The following is a 16,334-nucleotide window of genomic DNA, read 5'->3' on the forward strand; positions in this document are numbered from 1 at the left end:
CACCGCGCCTCATCAGCTGTACGCAATCCACTCCACACGGTTTACACACCATGGCCCGGCCCATCGCTAAGAGTCTTTCACCCACATAGAGCGACGTTCCCAAGAAGGTAAGGCACCTACCCGGGCCCCTAGCCTAAGTAACGGTAGCCTGTGGATTACATAGCTAGACCCTATACCTAGAAGAAGAAATGCGATATCGAACAAATGCCCGCTTCCCATAAAACCAGCTAGCCCTCTCAAGTAATCGCCCCCCCCCGCGCAGATAATAATTATATTCGCAGTTAAACTGCGGTATTGGTAGCTGCCATTCCACTTTGAGTGATATCGACCTCACCGCCCCCTTACGGGGGCTCTAGCAGCCTTGCCCAGGCACATTGGTGGCAACTATCTCACTGCGAAACGCTTACCAAGAGCGCCATGCAACCACCAGCACAACCATTAACACTGTCAATATCGCCAGGTAGACGTGAATCTTCATGGGCAACCACTGGGGCGCGGCAAGAAGGTACCTCAGGACAATCCCGAAGCCATATATTTTCTCGGTCTTTAACAAACTCCAGATAGAAAGCTAACATCCCTAGGTTTCTTGGCGGGGCTCTCTAAGAACGATCACCAGTAGTTTTCGCGGCACGAAGGAGCGCCGCATAAGCGCCGTCGCGGGCCAGCAGCTCAGCGTGGGTGCCGCGCTCGGCCACGCGGCCGGCGTCGAGGACGACGATCTGGTCGGCATCGCGGATGGTGGACAGGCGGTGCGCGATGACCAGGCGGGTGGCGTCCGCACCAAGCACTGCTTCCTGGATAGCGCGCTCCGTTTCGTTGTCCAGGGCCGAGGTGGCCTCATCCAGGATGAGCACCTGCGGTCGGCGCAGCAGCGTGCGGGCAAGCGAGAGGCGCTGCTGCTCACCGCCGGAGAAACGGTAGCCGCGCGAGCCTACGAGAGTATCGAGTCCCTCGGGAAGCGCGGCGATGACCTCGTCCACGCGGGCGGAGTGCAGGGCCGCCCACATCTGTTCTTCACTCGCCTCCGGCTGCGCGAAGAGGAGGTTCTCCCGCACCGTGCAGTGGATCAAGTAGGTCTCTTGGGAGACCACGCCAATAACCTCCGCGCGCTGCTCCGGCGGAATGTCACGCAGGTCGACTCCGCCCAGGCGCACGGAGCCGGTGGTCGGGTCAGCCAAGCGCGCCATAAGTGCAGCGACGGTGGACTTGCCGGAACCGGTATGCCCCACCAGGGCGGTGGTGGTATGGGCGGGGATGGAAAGGGAGACGTCGGAAAGCGCGTCGGTGTCGGTGCCGGGGTAGCGGTAGGAGACGTGCTGGAGGGTGAGGGAGGCGTCGGCAAGCTGGGCGGGCTGGGTGGCCTCAGTGAGTTCGGGCTCTAGGTCTAGGTACTCGAAGATGCGGCTGAACAGCGCCATCGACGCCACCCACTGCGCGCCCACGTTGAGCAGGCCGGTAATCGGGCGGAAAATCTGGGTCTGCAGGGTACTAAACGCGATAAGCGTGCCAATCGTAATCCCCGGGCGCAGGCCGGCCACCAGGTAGATCAGCGCCGGCATGACCCCGAAAATGATTTGGGTCAGCGCCATGCGCCAGCGCCCGGCCAGCTGCGATTCCAGCTCCAAGCGGATGAGGGAGCGCGAGGTCTTCTCAAACGCGCCATAGACCCGCTCCTGCGCGCCCAGCGTGGCCGCCAGTCGCATGCCGGAGACCGACAGGTTCTCCGAAATGGTCTGCTGCAACGTCGCCTGCGCGCGGCTGTTTTTCTCCATGAGGCTGCGGCGCAGAACGGCGGCGCGGCGGGTGAGCCATACGGCGGGCGGAAGGACGATGAGGGACAGCAATGACAGGGTTGGCGAGAGCGCGACCATCGCCACCAGGGTGGCCACCGTCATGGTGAGGTTACTGGCCACGGACGTCGCCGTGGTGGTGACCATGCCGCGCATCGCCGCGATGTCGTTGGTCAGGCGGGATTGAATCTCGCCGCCGCGGTTATTGGTAAAGAACTGCAGGGATTGGCGCTGCAGGTTGGCAAAGACCTGCGTGCGCAGCTCGTGCATGATGGTGTGCCCCACCCGCGCGGACAAAAAGGACTGGATAACGCCGATGGCCTGGGAGACCACGGTGATGGCCAGCATGCCGCCGACGAGCCACAGCAGCAGCGCGGTGCCGTGTTCAGGAATAGCCTCATCCACGGTGCGGCGTACGAGGAAAGGCTGCACCACCGTCAGCCCGGAGGTTGCGATGATGAGTGCCACCACCAGTAGCAGCGTGCCGCGGTGCGGGGCAAACAGGCCGGCCACCCGGCGGAAGGCAACCGGATGCTGAGCCAGCTGATCGACGTCCGCCGGGTCCTTCACCGCGGTGTGCATCGGCCGGGTCATGGCTTAACCGCAGGTAACGATGGGCTGCGGGTCATAGACCGTGGTGGTGGTCTCCCGGGAGATTTCCTTGCCGGAGAGGTCCTTGATCACGCGGGTATCCGAGGTGGTGAAGCCCGGCGTGCCAGACGACGGCGAGCAGTCCTCGCTCACCGACTTGCGCTGCGGCTCGGTCTTGGCCCAGCGGCCGTTGTTGATGGACTCGACCTCAACCGTCTTCACGCCCTTGAAGCGCACGGTGATCTCGTCACCAAAGCTGGTTTCGATGCGCACCGGGTGGTTGGAGGTGTTCTTAAACTGCAGGTCAATTGCGCCTTCGTACACGGTGGCCTCGCGGCCAGCCGGGTAGCGCGAAATGTAATAGGAGTGCGGGGTGTGTGCCACGTCCTCCATGCCGGCGAAGTAGGCCGCGTTGTACAAGGTGGTGGCGAACTGAGAGATGCCGCCGCCCACGGCCTTGCCCGCGTGGCCGTCGATGATGATGCCGGATTCCACATAGCCCTGCGCGGTACCGCGCGGGCCGGTGTAGCCGTTGAGGGAGAAGGTCTCACCCGGGTTGACCACGGCACCGTTGACCTCCTGGGCCACCAGGCGGATATTGGTGCCGGAGGCCCCGGAGAAACCGCCGGTGGAGAACTCGGACACGGTCTCATCGAAGGTGGCTTTCTCCGCCATCTCCGTGGTGAAGTCCGCGGGGTCCGGCTTATAATCGGCGTCCCACTCGCGGTCATCCTCGCTGCTCACACGGTCCTCGAAGCCCTCGAAGGTCTTCTCCCAGTCGATGATGGAGCCATCCACCGAGGGCGTGATCTGCTTGTCATTTCCGCTGAAGGAAATCTTGGCGTTGGTGCCGGGCACCTCGGAGCCTTGCATGCGCTCTTGGAAGAGCTCGCGTGCGCGGTCTTTATCCACCTTGAGACGCAGCTCGCCGTCTTCGGCAGCGATGGAGACAAATTGGGAAATCTCCGGCTTGCGCAGGGTGCCGGCGGTGTTGTTCTCGCCCTTCAGGGTCAGCGGGTTATCCAGCGCGCGGGCGGCATCCCCGGTGCGCATGGCTTCAATCGCTTCATCATTAATCTGCGGCTCCACCACCATTGGCTCAACCTCGACGCCCTCGGGGTCGAGCCAGTGCTTGACCACACCCTCGTGCAGCTCCCCCTCTTCGACTGCCTGGCCGAGCTTGGGTTTGGTCTCCTTGAGGGAGCCGTCGATAAGCTCCAGGTTTCCGTCCTCCGGTTCGATCTTCAGCTCGTTGCCGACGCGCTCGAGCTGGCCGGAGAGCTGGCCTTCATCGATGTCCACGGCGACAGGGATTTCCTGGGTGGGCTTGATGAAGCTGTACAGGCGCGAGAAGGGGTTCAGGGAGGCGTCAGGAATGCCGTCGACGGCCTTCTGATAATTCAGGCTCAGGCCAGCATCTTGAGGGATAAGCTGCGAGCTTTTCTCCCCGGCGCGGATATCCACGGGCTGGGCCGCGACATCCCCGAGTTCCTGCTCCAGCTTCTCCACCGCAGCGGTGCGCTCCATGCGGGAGATGTCCACGCCGCCGACCGACGTCGCGCGCGGAACCTTGTGCTGGTTGGCCATGACGTCCCACGCGTAGGCGATGCCGGCGATGAGTAGGAGGCCGACGAGCACACCAAGGGTCACATGGAGCCCCTTGCGTCGCTGCTGCCTATGTCCGATTGCCTTTTTCACGTGTACGAGATTAACGGCTGCCAGCTGGTTTTTACTAGTCGCCCTCGTGCTGGGCCACGACTTCGGCGGCCGCGTCGATGACCGCGTTGATGTCATCGTCGGTGGACCACAGCGGCATATCGGCACCTGCGGCAAGGGCTGCGGCCACGGCCTCCGGCACGCTGAAATTCTCCGAGATGGAAGCCATACCTCCCAGGTCATCGGTGTAAATCGTGCCCTCGAAGCCCAGCTCCTCGCGGGCTAACTGGTAGGCCCGCGGGTTGAGGGAGGCGGGCTCATCGCCGAGGCCTGGTACCACGAGGTGCCCCATCATGAGGGCCGCATCCGGCGCTTGCGGGATTGCCGTGTGGAAAGGCACGAACTCGTGACCAGAGAGCTCCTCCAGCGGCGGGGTAACGGCCTCACCCAAGTGCGTGTCCCCGGAGGCGCGCCCGTGGCCGGGGAAATGCTTGAACACGGCCTTCACACCGGCAGCCTGCAGCCCGCGGGCAAAGGCCGCGCCATACTCGCCGGCGGCCTCCGGATCGGTGGAGAAGGCGCGATCACCGACGACCTCGAGGTCTCCCCCATCCACGTCGAGCACTGGTGCAAAGTCCACCGTCACGCCGTGTGCGCGCAGGCTGTGCCCGATTTCTGTGGCCAAGGCCTCGACCTCTTCTGGGCTATGCCCCTCCGCCATGGCCTGCGGGGAGGGGTAGTCGCCCAAGATTTCGGAGAAACGCTGCACGCGCCCACCCTCGAAATCGATGGAAACTTCAAAGTCACGGCCCATCTCCTCGCGCAAAGCGTTTACTCCTCGCGGGCCATCGCTGAGTAGCTCAGGATCTGCCCAGCTCGGGATAAAGAGCCCGCCCACGCCGGCTTCGAGCTTCGCCCGGGCATCCTCGTAGTTCAGCGCCGGCGGCATGAGTGTGGCGGCGGCGCGGGCGCGGACGTCTTCCGGCGCGACATCCGGTGGTGCCGCGTCTCCCGACGCGGCACTAGTGGGCGCGGCGCGGGTTTCGCTCGGCGGGGCGTCGGAAAGCACGGATTCCTCGCTACACGCGCTCAGCGCACAGCTAGCACTCAACAGGAGGGCGGGCATTGCTTTTCTCATGCCCACCAGTGTGCCTGAAGCACCCGCGCGGGCAACACCTGGTTGTTAGGATGGCCACATGAATAACGGAGAGACCATGCTCATTGCCTATGACGGCTCCGACCGCGCCGACCGCGCCCTCGAGTACGCCGCGAGGCTGCTGCGCCCCACCGACGTCGAAATCCTCACCGCGTGGGAGCCGTCCGCACGCCAGGCCGCCCGCGCCGTCAGCCGCACCGGGCTGCACCAGTCCACGGTCTCGCCGGAGAGCGTGGAAGATGATCCGGCCTACGAGGAGGCCCTCGCCATCTGCCGCCAGGGCATCGCCAAGGCGGAGACCTTGGGGCTGCGGGGCCATGCCCACCTGGTGGAATCCGTGACGACGATTCAGAGCGCGATTGTCGACGCCGCCCAAGAACTCGACATCGACGTTATCGTCACCGGCACCCGCGCGCTCACCGGCTTCCGCTCCTTGTGGACGAATTCCACGGCGGAGTACATCGTGCGCAATGCGGGCCTGCCGGTCTTCATCGTGCCACCGGAGAACGACGATGAGGACGACGCGGAAGAAAGCGACTCCTAAAGGCAGCTTTTAGCTGCTAGAATCTGGCGCCATGGCATTCGACAGCGATTCCCTCAACAAGCGCACCCTGGGTCCGGCCCTGGGCAGCGCGGTCGTCGGCGTGGCGTTGGGAGTCGTGACCATCCTGGGCATTGCCCAATTCTCGCAGGCCGATGCCGTGCCGAACGATAATTCCGTCAAGGCCTCCGACGCCGTGATGGGCGGGCCGGAGTACGGCTCCCGCGAGTAAGCGTGCGCGCACGCATCGGGGGGCTTTTCTTTTTAGCCCTCGTGGTTCTGGTGCAGCCGTGGGGGTTGACTGCTGCTGATACCAAGCACGATCTGGTGGCCAACCCCGCGCATTTCTTGCGCTGCGCGCTGCATGCTTATACCGATACTTTCACGCTGGGCCAGCTGCAAAACCAGGCCTATGGCTACCTCTTCCCCCAGGGCTTGTTTTTCCTGCTGGCGGACCCACTTCCGGATTGGATAGCGCAACGTGCCTGGTGGTTCCTGGTCCTGGCGGTGGGCTTTCTGGGCTTCTTCCGCTTGGTCCGCACGGTGCTTCCCGCTGCCCCTAGCTTTGCCGCGCTGGCAGGCGGAGTGCTCTACGCGCTCTCTCCGCGCACGCTGACCACGCTGGGCGCGATTTCCTCGGAGACCTGGCCGGTCATGCTCGCCCCCTGGGTGCTGCTGCCTTTCCTACGGCCGGGCCGGGTGGACTGGCGGGATGCCGCGCCCTCAGTAGTGGCGGTGGCGTGCATGGGCGCGGTCAACGCCACAGCCACGCTGGCTGCCTGCCTGCCAGCGGGCTTGATTCTGCTGTGGCGGCGCGCGGGCAAGACCGGCCTGGTGTGGTTGGCCGGATGCGCTGCGGTGTCCACGTGGTGGATTACCCCACTGCTCATCCTGGGCCGCTATGCCCCGCCTTTTACGGAATTCATCGAGTCCGCCGGCGTGACCACGCGGTGGCTCAACCTGGCAGAAATCCTGCGCGGCACCACCAGTTGGGCGCCGTTTGTGGATACCGAGCGCGTCGCCGGCAATGAGCTGGCCACCGAGCCGGTCTTCGTGCTTGTCACCATCGGCGTTGCCGCCTTAGGCCTCATGGGCCTGGCCCGCCTGCCGCGCGAGTGGGCCTTCATGCTGTTGGTGGGTGTGGCCGTGCTCGGCACGCATGCCGCGTGGTATCTCGACGCGCTCGACGGCCCCTTGGCCGCGCTGCGCAACGTGCACAAGTTCGACCCGCTGGTGCGCATCCCGCTGGTACTCGGCGTGGCCGCGATTGCCGCCCGCGTGAGGTTGCCGCGGACGTTGACCCCGGGGCGTCGTGAAGCAGCGGGCCTTTTAGTGTGCCTCGTGGTGGTGGGCGCGACCGCCCCGGCGTGGGCGGGCCGGCTGCTGCCGAAGGGGGCGTACGAAGAGGTGCCAAGCTATTGGCAGGAGGCCGCTTCTTTCATGAACAGCCTGGATACGCGCGTGCTCATCTACCCCCCGGCCTCCTTTGCGCGGCAGGACTGGGGGTGGACGCGCGATGAGCCGGCGCAGCCGCTTCTCGACGTCCCCTGGGCCGTCCGCGACGCCGTCCCCCTCATCCCGCCCGAGGCGATCCGTGGCCTGGACGGTGCGATGGCGCAGATTTCCCGTGATCCCGCGTCCGCGCCTTATGTGTTGCAGCGCCTGGGCATCGGGGCCGTCGCGGTACGCCACGACCTGATTTCTGGTTCTTCGGTCCATATTCCAGGCGAGGTCCACACCTTCGGGGAGGTCGATGTCGTTGTCTTCGACCGCGACCTCTCCATGAACCTGGCGCCTGCGGATCCGCCACGCGTGGCGGGCGGTGGGGAATCGCTCGCGCTCCTCTCCGGTCCCCATGAACTCGTCTCCGCCAACGCCGACATCGTGACCGACACACCCACCTTGCGCGACCGCAACTACGGCACGCTTTCCGGCCCGGTTTCCGCACCGCTGGCCCCTAGCGACCCATCGACGGTGCGCAACCGGCTGCGCGACTACCCCTCTGCTGGCCCGCTGACCCAGGTGGTGGAGCACGATGGCCGGGTCACCGCGTCCTCGTCTGCCGCAGATGCCTCCGCCTTCGGCGGGGCGAACCCGGCGCGTTCTCTTACCGCGGCCGTCGACGACGAGAACTCCACCGCCTGGTGGCCCGCGCCCGGCGATTCCGGCTGGTTAGAGCTGCACTCCGATTCCACATGGACCTCGCCCACGCTGCGGCTGATGACCACCGGCACGACTGAGGTGACCATCCACAATGGCGATTCCAAGGTGACGGTCACCATGGAGGCCTACCGCGCCCGCGATATCCGCGTGCCCGGCGCGAAAGCCTCCACCATCCGCATCGAGCCGCAGCGCCGCACCGGAATTGCGGAAGCCTCCATCGTGGACCAGCCCACCCCGCGGCGCATCGTCACCGTGCCCGATACCTCGCCCGATGCCGAGCAGTTCCTCTTCCAGCAGGACAACGAGCACATCCTTATCCGCTCCTTTACTACCCCGCGCGACATGACGGTGCGGGTCTCGGGTGAGAAGACAGTGCTTATCGACGGCTCCCCCCACGCCCCCAACTCCACCCTCGACCTGCCCGCCGGTCAGCACCTCGTGCGCACCACTGGCGATTGGGCGGCCCTGACCGATACCGCGTCTTCCCTGCCCGCGCCCCTTCCCGCTTCCTCTGACCGCTCAGCATCCGCAAACGGCGCTACCCCATCGGCCGCATCGGGCGCTGACCACGGCTATACCCCGCTCGCTGCCGGTGAGACCATCGAGCCCGCCGACCACGACCGCCTCCTCATCACCGGCCGTGCCTTCAACGAGGGCCTGCGCGGCGAGCTACGCTCCCCCAGCACAGCCGCGGTCTCGACGCCAGGTTCAGCACAAGACTCAGCGCCGGACTCGACGCCGGCCTCCAGCTCGGAACCACTGCCCCTCGAGCCGCGCTCCATCGATGCCGACACGCAAGCCTTCCTCATTCCCGCCGGTGCCGGCGGCACCTTCCACATGTCTTTTGCTGCCGACCGCGCCTATCGCGTCGGCTTGGGCCTCGGCGGCGCGCTCGCCGCGCTGACCACCGCGCTGTGCCTGCTCCTCATGGCCCGCGGTCCGCGCCCTCACTCCGCTTCCCCCGCCACCGCCGCTGCTTCCGCGGCACACAACACCGCCTCGTCCAGCCCTGCTACCCACTCGTCTGCCTCGGCGCGTGTCCTTCTAGCCCTGCTCATCGCGGCAACGATGGCGCTCGTCGCGGGTCTACCCGGAGTTGCCGCCGCTGCCGCGGCGTGGGCCATCACTCGCTGGACCACGTTGCGCTCCGACTACTTGGCGGGCGCGCTGACCCTGGCCGCGGGCGCGATGCTCGCCCGCGCACCCTGGCCCACGGACGGCTACGCCGGCGACTCGCTTCTGGTGCAGCTGCTCTGCGTCGCGGCTATCACGTGTGCCTGCCTCCCATCCCGCCGCACGTCCTAAGTACCCGGCCCCGCCCCAGATGGTTTCCCTCAAAAGGTACTAGTCAAAAGGTGTCTTTGGGGGCAGGGAAACCATCTGCGGCGATGTAAAAGGTTTGTTTGGGGTCAAGTAAACCGTTTGACTAATGCCTTCTGGAAAATGCCATGTGTGAAGTGCCGTCTACGGCCCCGCCGAACCGGCGGAATCAGTAAAACCGGCGGCGTTGGCAAGGGATCCGGAACCGGAAGCGCTCGCAGAATCGGCGGCGAGGCGCGGCAGAGAACGCGGGACGGCGATGCAGCCGCGGGCGAAGGAGCGGATGAGGTCGCGGCCGGGGACCTCGACAAGCGCGTAGGTCGCAGCAGAAAGCACACAGCTAACGACCACCGTAAAAGCCAGCACCACCGCGAAATCCCCGGCAGAGCCGGAGAAAGCAGACACGCCCAACAGCGGGAAGGCAATGGCCAGCACCGCTACGTGCCACATGAAAACACCATAAGACCAGCGGCCCAGCGCTCGCATCACCTCGGAAGAAAGCCAGCTTTCCCGCGGGGCCAGCGCCACCGGCACCACGATGCACGCCCCGCACACCGCCCCCGCCGCAATGCGCCGCGCAAACTCACCCGGTTCTGGATGCACCAAGCCCTGCGGGCCGAACCACTCGCGGCTGGCCAGCCACACGCAGCCCGCCGCCACCGCCCAACAAGCGGGCCGCACAATGCGCCCAGCACGCAGGCGCACCTGCGCGGCCTCGGCCTCCGCGGCCAACATTCCCACCGCAAACCACGAGAAATACGCGGGCGGCCAAATCTGCGTATTGACATCGCCGGATTCATATCCGGCCACAAACGACAGAAAACCCCAGAACAAACTCAGCACGCCAGCTCCAGCAATAAGCGCAACCCGCGGGCGCGCCGAGAGCTTATCCAACAACCACGCCAACAGCGGCAACACCGCATAGAAGGCGAACTCCACACACAGCGACCACAATTGCGTGAGCCCGGGAACCAGGCCATCGGCAATATAGAGCTGCGTGCCAGTCAGGTTGGTGATGACTTGCGGGAGGGTTAAGGGGGAAGCGTCGGGAAGCAAGGCGAGCACGACCACCACACACACCAGATACAGCGGCGCCAAGCGCGCCACGCGGGAGAGCGCGTACTGCCCCGCCGTGTGCACGTGCCGCCGGCGCCACAACAAGAAACCGCTGAGCACGAAGAAGACCGCCACCCCATAATCCAGGCGCTCAGCCCAGGCCCAGCCAGTGGCCGTCTGAAAGGACACGTGCGTGACCACGACTGCCAATGCTGCCAGCGCACGCACGCCTTCGAGCTCAGGGAGAAAGCGCATGGCCCACTACGATACTATTTCTGCAGTGAATCCCTCGACCGATCGGAGCTGACGTGTTCCTTCGCTCCCGCCTAGCGCAGGTGACGATTGCCGCCGCGGTGTTCCTCATACTCGGGTCCATCCTTCCGCCGCTGTACAACAACCAATCCCGCCCGCTGCCCAGGGACCTCAACCTAGAGATCCACGCGGAGCACGACGGAGCCACGTTCACCCGCCACACCACCACCGCCCCCGCGATGAAGGATTCCGTGGCCCGCGCGCAGTCCACCGTGGACCTCACCTTCAACGGCGAGACCATCGCGCACATCACCGAGGAATCCCAGCTCAACCGCGAATCCGCCTACCCGGTGGCGGGGCCGAACACAACACAGCACATCGAGCTTTCTGCCTTCGACGTGCAGATGGAGGACCGGGTTGAGCGCGATGGCATAAGCTACTTCTTCCCCTCCGGGGCGGAGCAGCGCTCCTACCCTTTCTTCGATCCGCTCACCCAGGACACGGAGCCCATCGATTTTCTGCGCGATGAGAAGCTCGACGGCATCCCCACCTACGTCTTCCACCAGGATGTCGCCCCGGTCTTGCTCACGGAGGTCTTCGGCCTCGATGCTCGCCGCTCCGGCCCGGCGGGCGATTTCTACTCGCCGGGATCCTTAGAGCGCTACAACCTCAAGCCGAATTCGCACGTCATCCTCGAGCCTTTCTACGCGGTGAGCCGCACCGTGTGGGTCGAGCCCACGACCGGCACCATCGTCAACGAGGAGGAACACCCGCGCATCTTCTGGGCCACGGATGCGCGCCAGGCCCAGGCCATGGTCGACGCCGATGACACACAAGAACGCGCGCTTCTCGACGTCCCCCTCTCCTGGTCCGACTCCACCCGCGCCGAACGCCTCGACTCGGTTCGCGGGGTCATCGACACGGTCAAGATCTTGAGCCTCGTGGGGTGGTTGGGCAAGGCCATCGGCGTGGTGTTGTTGGCAGTGGCGGCCGCGATGTTCATGCGCCGTCATTCGGCGCAGAGCGCGTAGGCGCCCGTGACTACTTCCCGTACGGTGCGCACCACCCTCGGCGCGTGGAGCGTGGTGCTCGTGCTCGCGGTGTGCTGGCCCTTCGTGCTGCCCGGCGAGTTCCTGTGGCGCGACATGGTGCTGCTTGACCGCCCAGCCCTGAGCGCCGCCGCCTTCGGCGCCGGTGACCTTCCCGCCCGCAATGCACCGCAGGACGGGGTGCTTGCCCTGCTCGGCGGGGCGTGGCTGGCCAGGGTCTTCATCCTTGCTGCCGCGAGCGCCTCGGCGTGGGTGGCGGGGCGGTGGGTGCGCGAGTCCAGCCCGTGGGCGGCAGCCGCGGCGATGGCGTGCGCGGTGGCCAATCCTTTTATCATCGAGCGCCTCCTGCAGGGCCAGTGGTCGTTGGCGGTCGCCGCCTGGCTGGCGCCCGTGATCGCGTGGGGTTGCCTCCATGCGCGCCCGCGCGTGGCGTGGTTGGCGCTGTGGGCCGCGTCCTTGACGCCCACCGGCGGCCTCTTCGGGGGGCTCATCGCGGTTGTCTGTGAGCGCGAAGGGCGAAGAAGATGGCTCTTCGCGGGCGGCTCAGTCTTGCTGTGGTTGCCGTGGCTAGTTCCAAGCCTCGTGGCCGGTTCGCCTACCACCCACGGCGACCCCGCCGCCCAGGCCGCGGCCTTCGCCCCGCGCGCGGAGGCCTACGTGGGTGCGGTCGGCTCGCTGCTCGGCTTCGGCGGCATCTGGAATGCCGCAGCAGTACCGGCTTCCCGCGCGCAGGGCTTCGCCCTGGCGGGACTTGCCGTCGCCGCCCTCGCTGTCCTGGGCGCTGCCCGCCTTCCCCGGCGCGAGCTGCGCCCGCTCGCGGCCCTGGCGGTTCTCGGCATGGGCCTGGCCATCCTCGGTGCGCTGGTGCCCGGGCTTACTGCGTACGCCGTAGAACACATCCCCGGCGCGGGCCTGTTGCGCGATTCCTCCAAGCTCACCTTACTCGCCCTACCACTGGCCGTGGCGGGCATCGCGTCCCTGCGCCAGCTTCCGGCCGCGCTCGCCCTGTGTGCCTGCCTGCTCCAAGCCCCCGATGCCCCGCGGGAGCTCGCCGTGTTGAAGCCACGAGAGACGGGCATCGACCGCCAGCTCATCGAAGAGCTCGACGGGCGCCTGACCTTCTTCGCCGACCGTCCCGCCATGGTCGAAGTCGACGGCGGCATCGCCCTCGACCCCTACTCCAAAGCCGCCAACAAGCTCGACTCCGGCGAGCTCACCGTAGACGGTGTGACAGTGGATGAGCCATCGCCGCATTACCTCGCGGCCGCCGAGGCCTGGAGTGAACGCGACCTCCACCGATTAGAAGAACTCGGCGTGGGCGCAGTCGTCGAAAAGGGAGGCATCGTTGCCACCACGAACGCGCAACCGGCACCCGCCCCGTGGGGGCTTAGCGCCGCCTGGTGCGCACTTCCGCTTCTAGCAGTTCTTCGAAGCGCGCGCCGGTTTTCTCCCACGAAAAAGTAGCCGCCAACTCGCGCGCCGCGTTGCCTAAACGGTGGCGGAGGGAGGGGTCGTCGACAAGCGTGCGCACCGCTTGCGCGAACTCCTCCTCGCGCTGCACCAGGACACCGGTCTCACCGTCGATAACGCTGTCTTGCAGGCCGAATGTATAACCCACCGTGGGAACCCCATGTTGGGCCGCCTCCATGACTGCCAGTCCCCAGCCTTCTTTACGGGAGGGCATGAGGTGCACGTCGGCACGCGCGAGGAGCGCATGTTTATAGTCCTCGGTGACCTGACCGCGGAAGCGCACGCGGTCTTCCACCCCGTGGGCCCGGGCGTACTCGCGCAGCTGGGACTCCCACCAGCCGGAACCGATGACGTCGAGAAGCGCGCCCGGAATCCGCGCCACGGTGTCCATGGCGTGCTCAATCTGCTTGTGCGGCACCAGGCGCGACAAGGTCACCAGGTGGATATCGGCCTCGCGCTCCAAGGTGGGCACGTGTTCCGGCAGGTGGTCCACGCCGTTTTCAATGATGTGCGCGCCACGAATGCCCAGCTTTTCTAGGTCGCGCTTCGAAGCCTCCGAGACCGTCACCCACGTGTTCTCGCGATACAGCGCGGGCACCACGCGAGATTCCAGGAACCACCCCAGCCGCGACAGGACGGGCCCGGCCACCGGCCACTGCTCGCGGTGGCAGTGGTGCGTCAGGATCACCACGGGCGCGCGGGTGACCAGGCGCGCGAAGAAGGGAATGCCGTTGTGGGTATCTACCACAACGTCAACGTCGCGCGCGCCGAACAGCATCCACAACAGTGCGCGCGGATACACGCTGAACTTGGCCCCGGCGCGCGAGTAGAGCACGCCGTTGCGGCGTTCGCGCTTCGCGGCGTTCATGTGGCGCGCGGTGCGGAAGACCACCTCGTGGCCCTGGGCGGCGAGGTACTCGCCGACGCGCTCGAGATAGCGCTCGGAACCGCCACCTTGCGGGTGGGTGGAATCGCGCCAGCACAAAAGAAGGATTCTCATGACGATGCTTTAGCCTAGTGGGTTATGAAACGCACTCGTGCCTTGGCCACACTGCGCCGCTCCTGGCGGCTGCTGCGCTCCTTCCGCTTTGAGCAGACAGCGCCCGCGATCTTTTATGGCGGTCTGGCTGAGGACACCGCCGCGCTTGTCGACGCCCTCTCCCGCGACCACTCCCTTTCCCTCACCGGCGCGCGCGTGCTCGACGTCGGGGGCGGTCCCGGCTATTTCGCTTCGGCCTTTGCCCAGCGCGGGGCCAGCTATGTGGGGCTGGAGCCGGACGTGGGTGAGATGGCCGCCGCCGGCATCGAGGTGGCCCAAGCCGTGCGCGGCGACGGCACGCGCCTGCCTTTTGCGGATAACACTTTCGACATCACGTATTCCTCCAACGTGGCCGAGCACATCCCGCACCCGTGGGCCATGGGCGAGGAGATGCTGCGCGTGACCAAGCCCGGCGGGCTGGTGGTCTTGAGCTACACGGTGTGGCTGGGACCTTTCGGCGGGCACGAGACCGGCCTGTGGGAGCACTACGTGGGCGGCGAGTTCGCCCGGGACCGCTATACCCGCCGCCATGGGCACCCACCGAAGAACGTCTTTGGCTCCTCGCTCTTTGCGCTTTCCGCACGCGAAGGCCTGGACTGGGCGCGCGGCGTGACGTCGCAAGGCTCGCAGCTCCTCGCGGCCTTTCCTCGCTACCACCCTGCCTGGGCCTGGTGGGTGACCAAGGTGCCGGTGCTGCGGGAGCTTGTGACCTCCAACCTGGTCATCGTCCTGCGCGCCTGATGGCTGAGTCAGACTTAGTCGAGGCGCCTGCGCAGAGAAGCCAGCCAGAGCGCCACGCCCACGGCCGCGAAGTACACCAGCGCCCCGTCACGGCCCCAAGGCGGGAATAGCGCCACGTCCTGGCCGGTAGCGAAGACGCCGTTGAGGAAGGGCAGCCAGCCGGTGAGGCGCGCGCCGCCGGGGATGAGCCACAGCGCGTTTTCTACCAAGAGCGCCCAGACCGTCAGCGCCGCGATGCTCAACGCCGGGGAGCGCAGCAGCCGGCCCAGCGCCACACCGTAGCCCACCGCCAACCACGCGTACACCGGGCCGAGAGCCACCATGCGCAGGCCCGCGAAGAAGTTCACCTGCCCATAGAGCACCGGGAAGAACGTGGGCAGGAGCAGCAGGCACAGGCTGACGCTGAGCAGTGTCGCGGCCGCCGCGAGCGCGCCCAGGAAGCACCAGCGGGCCAGCTGATCCAGCCCTGACCACGGCGCCGCCGCACGCAAGGCCCGCGATCCGGCGGTGGCCTGCGCCCACGCCCCCAATGCCGCAAACACGATGCTGCCCAGGTAGATGGGCCAATACGCCGCATTAGTAGTGTCCACGGACTGCGCCTGAAGGATGCCTCCCGCGGACTGGACGTGCTCCGCCACCGCTGCCACCCCGAAGGTCACCGCCAGCGGCAGCGCAAACCCCAGCGGCACGGCGACCCGCACCAGCGGGCCGCGCGCCCCGCCCAGGCGCACAGACTCGGCGCGCAGGCTTATCCGCCAGCGTTGCCACGCCTTCATGCCCGTGCCCCTAGCTCCGGGATCAGCGCCGCCACGGCGGATTCGAGGTCGGGGGCGCCGGTGGAGGCGATGACGTCCTCAAGGGAGCCGTGGGCAAGAGCCGTGCCCTGGCTGAGGATGGTTACCGAGGCGTCGGCAACCTCGGTCGTGGCCTCCACCTCGCGCAGATGATGCGAGGCCACGATCACGCAGCGACCCTCCTCCGCCCACGCGGCAAGCAACTCACGCAGCCACCACACGCCCTGGATATCTAGGCCGTTGAGCGGCTCATCCAGCACAATGTTGCGCGGGTTTCCCGCCAAGACGCTGGCGATCCCCAGGCGCTGGCGCATGCCCAACGAGTAACCTCCGATGGGGCGCCGCGAGGCCTCCTCGAGCCCGACGGCCCGCACCAGCGCCTCCGCCTTTTCCACCGGCGCGCCTGCGAGGGCGCACATCCACTGCAGGTGGCGCAGGCCGGTGTGCTGCGGTGAGAAATCTTCTGCGCTCAAGTAGCTGCCCACGTGGCGCAACGGATAGTCGGTACCGCGCAGCTCCCGCCCGTCCACCAGGACCCTGCCGCCGCGCGGGCGCAAGCTTCCGGAAAGGCAGCCGAGGAGCGTCGACTTTCCGGTGCCGTTAAGCCCCACGACGTAATTGATGCGGCCATCAGCGAAGGTGCAAGAAAGGTCGCGCACAGGCGCGGCTGTGCGGCGCGAGCCATACCAGTGGCTCAGGTTGTCAACGTCAATCAC

At 66.4% G+C, this 16,334-nt stretch carries 13 protein-coding genes; 6 read left to right on the forward strand and 7 right to left on the reverse strand.

Annotated features, from left to right (window positions below; genetic code table 11):
* Positions 1–599: 599 nt before the first annotated feature.
* Genes HMPREF2806_RS10905 through HMPREF2806_RS10915 form a run of 3 tightly spaced genes read right to left on the reverse strand, consistent with a single transcriptional unit; the run spans position 600 to position 5,175 of the window.
* The gene (locus HMPREF2806_RS10905) at positions 600–2,384 is read right to left on the reverse strand and encodes an ABC transporter ATP-binding protein (RefSeq protein WP_070517709.1); all 1,785 of its coding nucleotides are present in this window, start codon (positions 2,382–2,384) and stop codon (positions 600–602) included.
* Positions 2,385–2,387: 3 nt separating this feature from the next.
* Positions 2,388–4,079 (reverse strand): VanW family protein, encoded by a 1,692-nt coding sequence (locus HMPREF2806_RS10910; RefSeq protein ID WP_198531343.1) that lies wholly within the window; start codon positions 4,077–4,079, stop codon positions 2,388–2,390.
* Between the two features lie 34 nt (positions 4,080–4,113).
* Positions 4,114–5,175, reverse strand: a complete 1,062-nt coding sequence (locus tag HMPREF2806_RS10915) for a glycoside hydrolase family 3 N-terminal domain-containing protein (protein ID WP_070517711.1) — start codon at positions 5,173–5,175, stop codon at positions 4,114–4,116.
* A gap of 58 nt (positions 5,176–5,233) precedes the next feature.
* Between HMPREF2806_RS10915 and HMPREF2806_RS10920 the strand changes: the two genes are divergently transcribed.
* Genes HMPREF2806_RS10920 through HMPREF2806_RS10930 form a run of 3 tightly spaced genes read left to right on the forward strand, consistent with a single transcriptional unit; the run spans position 5,234 to position 9,202 of the window.
* Positions 5,234–5,737: a universal stress protein gene (locus HMPREF2806_RS10920; protein WP_070517712.1), complete on the forward strand. Its 504-nt coding sequence runs from the start codon at positions 5,234–5,236 to the stop codon at positions 5,735–5,737.
* 31 nt (positions 5,738–5,768) lie between these two features.
* Positions 5,769–5,966, forward strand: coding sequence for a DUF2613 domain-containing protein (locus HMPREF2806_RS10925; protein ID WP_010188604.1), 198 nt, complete (start codon positions 5,769–5,771; stop codon positions 5,964–5,966).
* Between the two features lie 2 nt (positions 5,967–5,968).
* A complete protein-coding gene (locus HMPREF2806_RS10930; RefSeq protein WP_070517713.1) occupies positions 5,969–9,202 on the forward strand; it encodes an alpha-(1->3)-arabinofuranosyltransferase domain-containing protein in 3,234 nt (1,077 codons plus the stop codon).
* A 159-nt stretch (positions 9,203–9,361) separates the two neighbouring features.
* On the opposite strand, the gene HMPREF2806_RS10935 is transcribed toward HMPREF2806_RS10930, so the two are convergent.
* A complete protein-coding gene (locus HMPREF2806_RS10935) occupies positions 9,362–10,528 on the reverse strand; it encodes an acyltransferase family protein (protein WP_070517714.1) in 1,167 nt (388 codons plus the stop codon).
* A gap of 53 nt (positions 10,529–10,581) precedes the next feature.
* On the opposite strand from HMPREF2806_RS10935, the gene HMPREF2806_RS10940 reads away from it, so the two are divergent.
* Both HMPREF2806_RS10940 and HMPREF2806_RS10945 read left to right on the forward strand, forming a co-directional pair.
* Positions 10,582–11,556 (forward strand): PorA family protein, encoded by a 975-nt coding sequence (locus tag HMPREF2806_RS10940; RefSeq protein WP_070517715.1) that lies wholly within the window; start codon positions 10,582–10,584, stop codon positions 11,554–11,556.
* A gap of 6 nt (positions 11,557–11,562) precedes the next feature.
* The gene (locus tag HMPREF2806_RS10945) at positions 11,563–13,038 is read left to right on the forward strand and encodes an MmpA family trehalose lipid delivery protein (RefSeq protein WP_070517716.1); all 1,476 of its coding nucleotides are present in this window, start codon (positions 11,563–11,565) and stop codon (positions 13,036–13,038) included.
* On the opposite strand, the gene HMPREF2806_RS10950 is transcribed toward HMPREF2806_RS10945, so the two are convergent.
* Complete coding sequence (locus HMPREF2806_RS10950; RefSeq protein ID WP_070517717.1) at positions 12,962–14,044, reverse strand: glycosyltransferase family 4 protein; 1,083 nt, start codon at positions 14,042–14,044, stop codon at positions 12,962–12,964. The genes HMPREF2806_RS10945 and HMPREF2806_RS10950 overlap by 77 nt on opposite strands.
* A 24-nt stretch (positions 14,045–14,068) precedes the next feature.
* Here HMPREF2806_RS10950 and HMPREF2806_RS10955 point away from each other — a divergent pair, with 24 nt between their 5' ends.
* Positions 14,069–14,824 (forward strand): class I SAM-dependent methyltransferase, encoded by a 756-nt coding sequence (locus HMPREF2806_RS10955; RefSeq protein ID WP_070517718.1) that lies wholly within the window; start codon positions 14,069–14,071, stop codon positions 14,822–14,824.
* Between the two features lie 14 nt (positions 14,825–14,838).
* Here HMPREF2806_RS10955 and HMPREF2806_RS10960 read toward each other — a convergent pair whose 3' ends face one another.
* Together HMPREF2806_RS10960 and HMPREF2806_RS10965 are read right to left on the reverse strand one after the other, a co-directional pair.
* Complete coding sequence (locus HMPREF2806_RS10960; RefSeq protein ID WP_049156979.1) at positions 14,839–15,600, reverse strand: hypothetical protein; 762 nt, start codon at positions 15,598–15,600, stop codon at positions 14,839–14,841.
* Complete coding sequence (locus HMPREF2806_RS10965; RefSeq protein WP_049156956.1) at positions 15,597–16,334, reverse strand: ABC transporter ATP-binding protein; 738 nt, start codon at positions 16,332–16,334, stop codon at positions 15,597–15,599. Before HMPREF2806_RS10965 ends, HMPREF2806_RS10960 begins: the two co-directional genes overlap by 4 nt.

The organism is Corynebacterium sp. HMSC076G08 (assembly GCF_001811515.1).
GTDB lineage: Bacteria > Actinomycetota > Actinomycetes > Mycobacteriales > Mycobacteriaceae > Corynebacterium > Corynebacterium hiratae.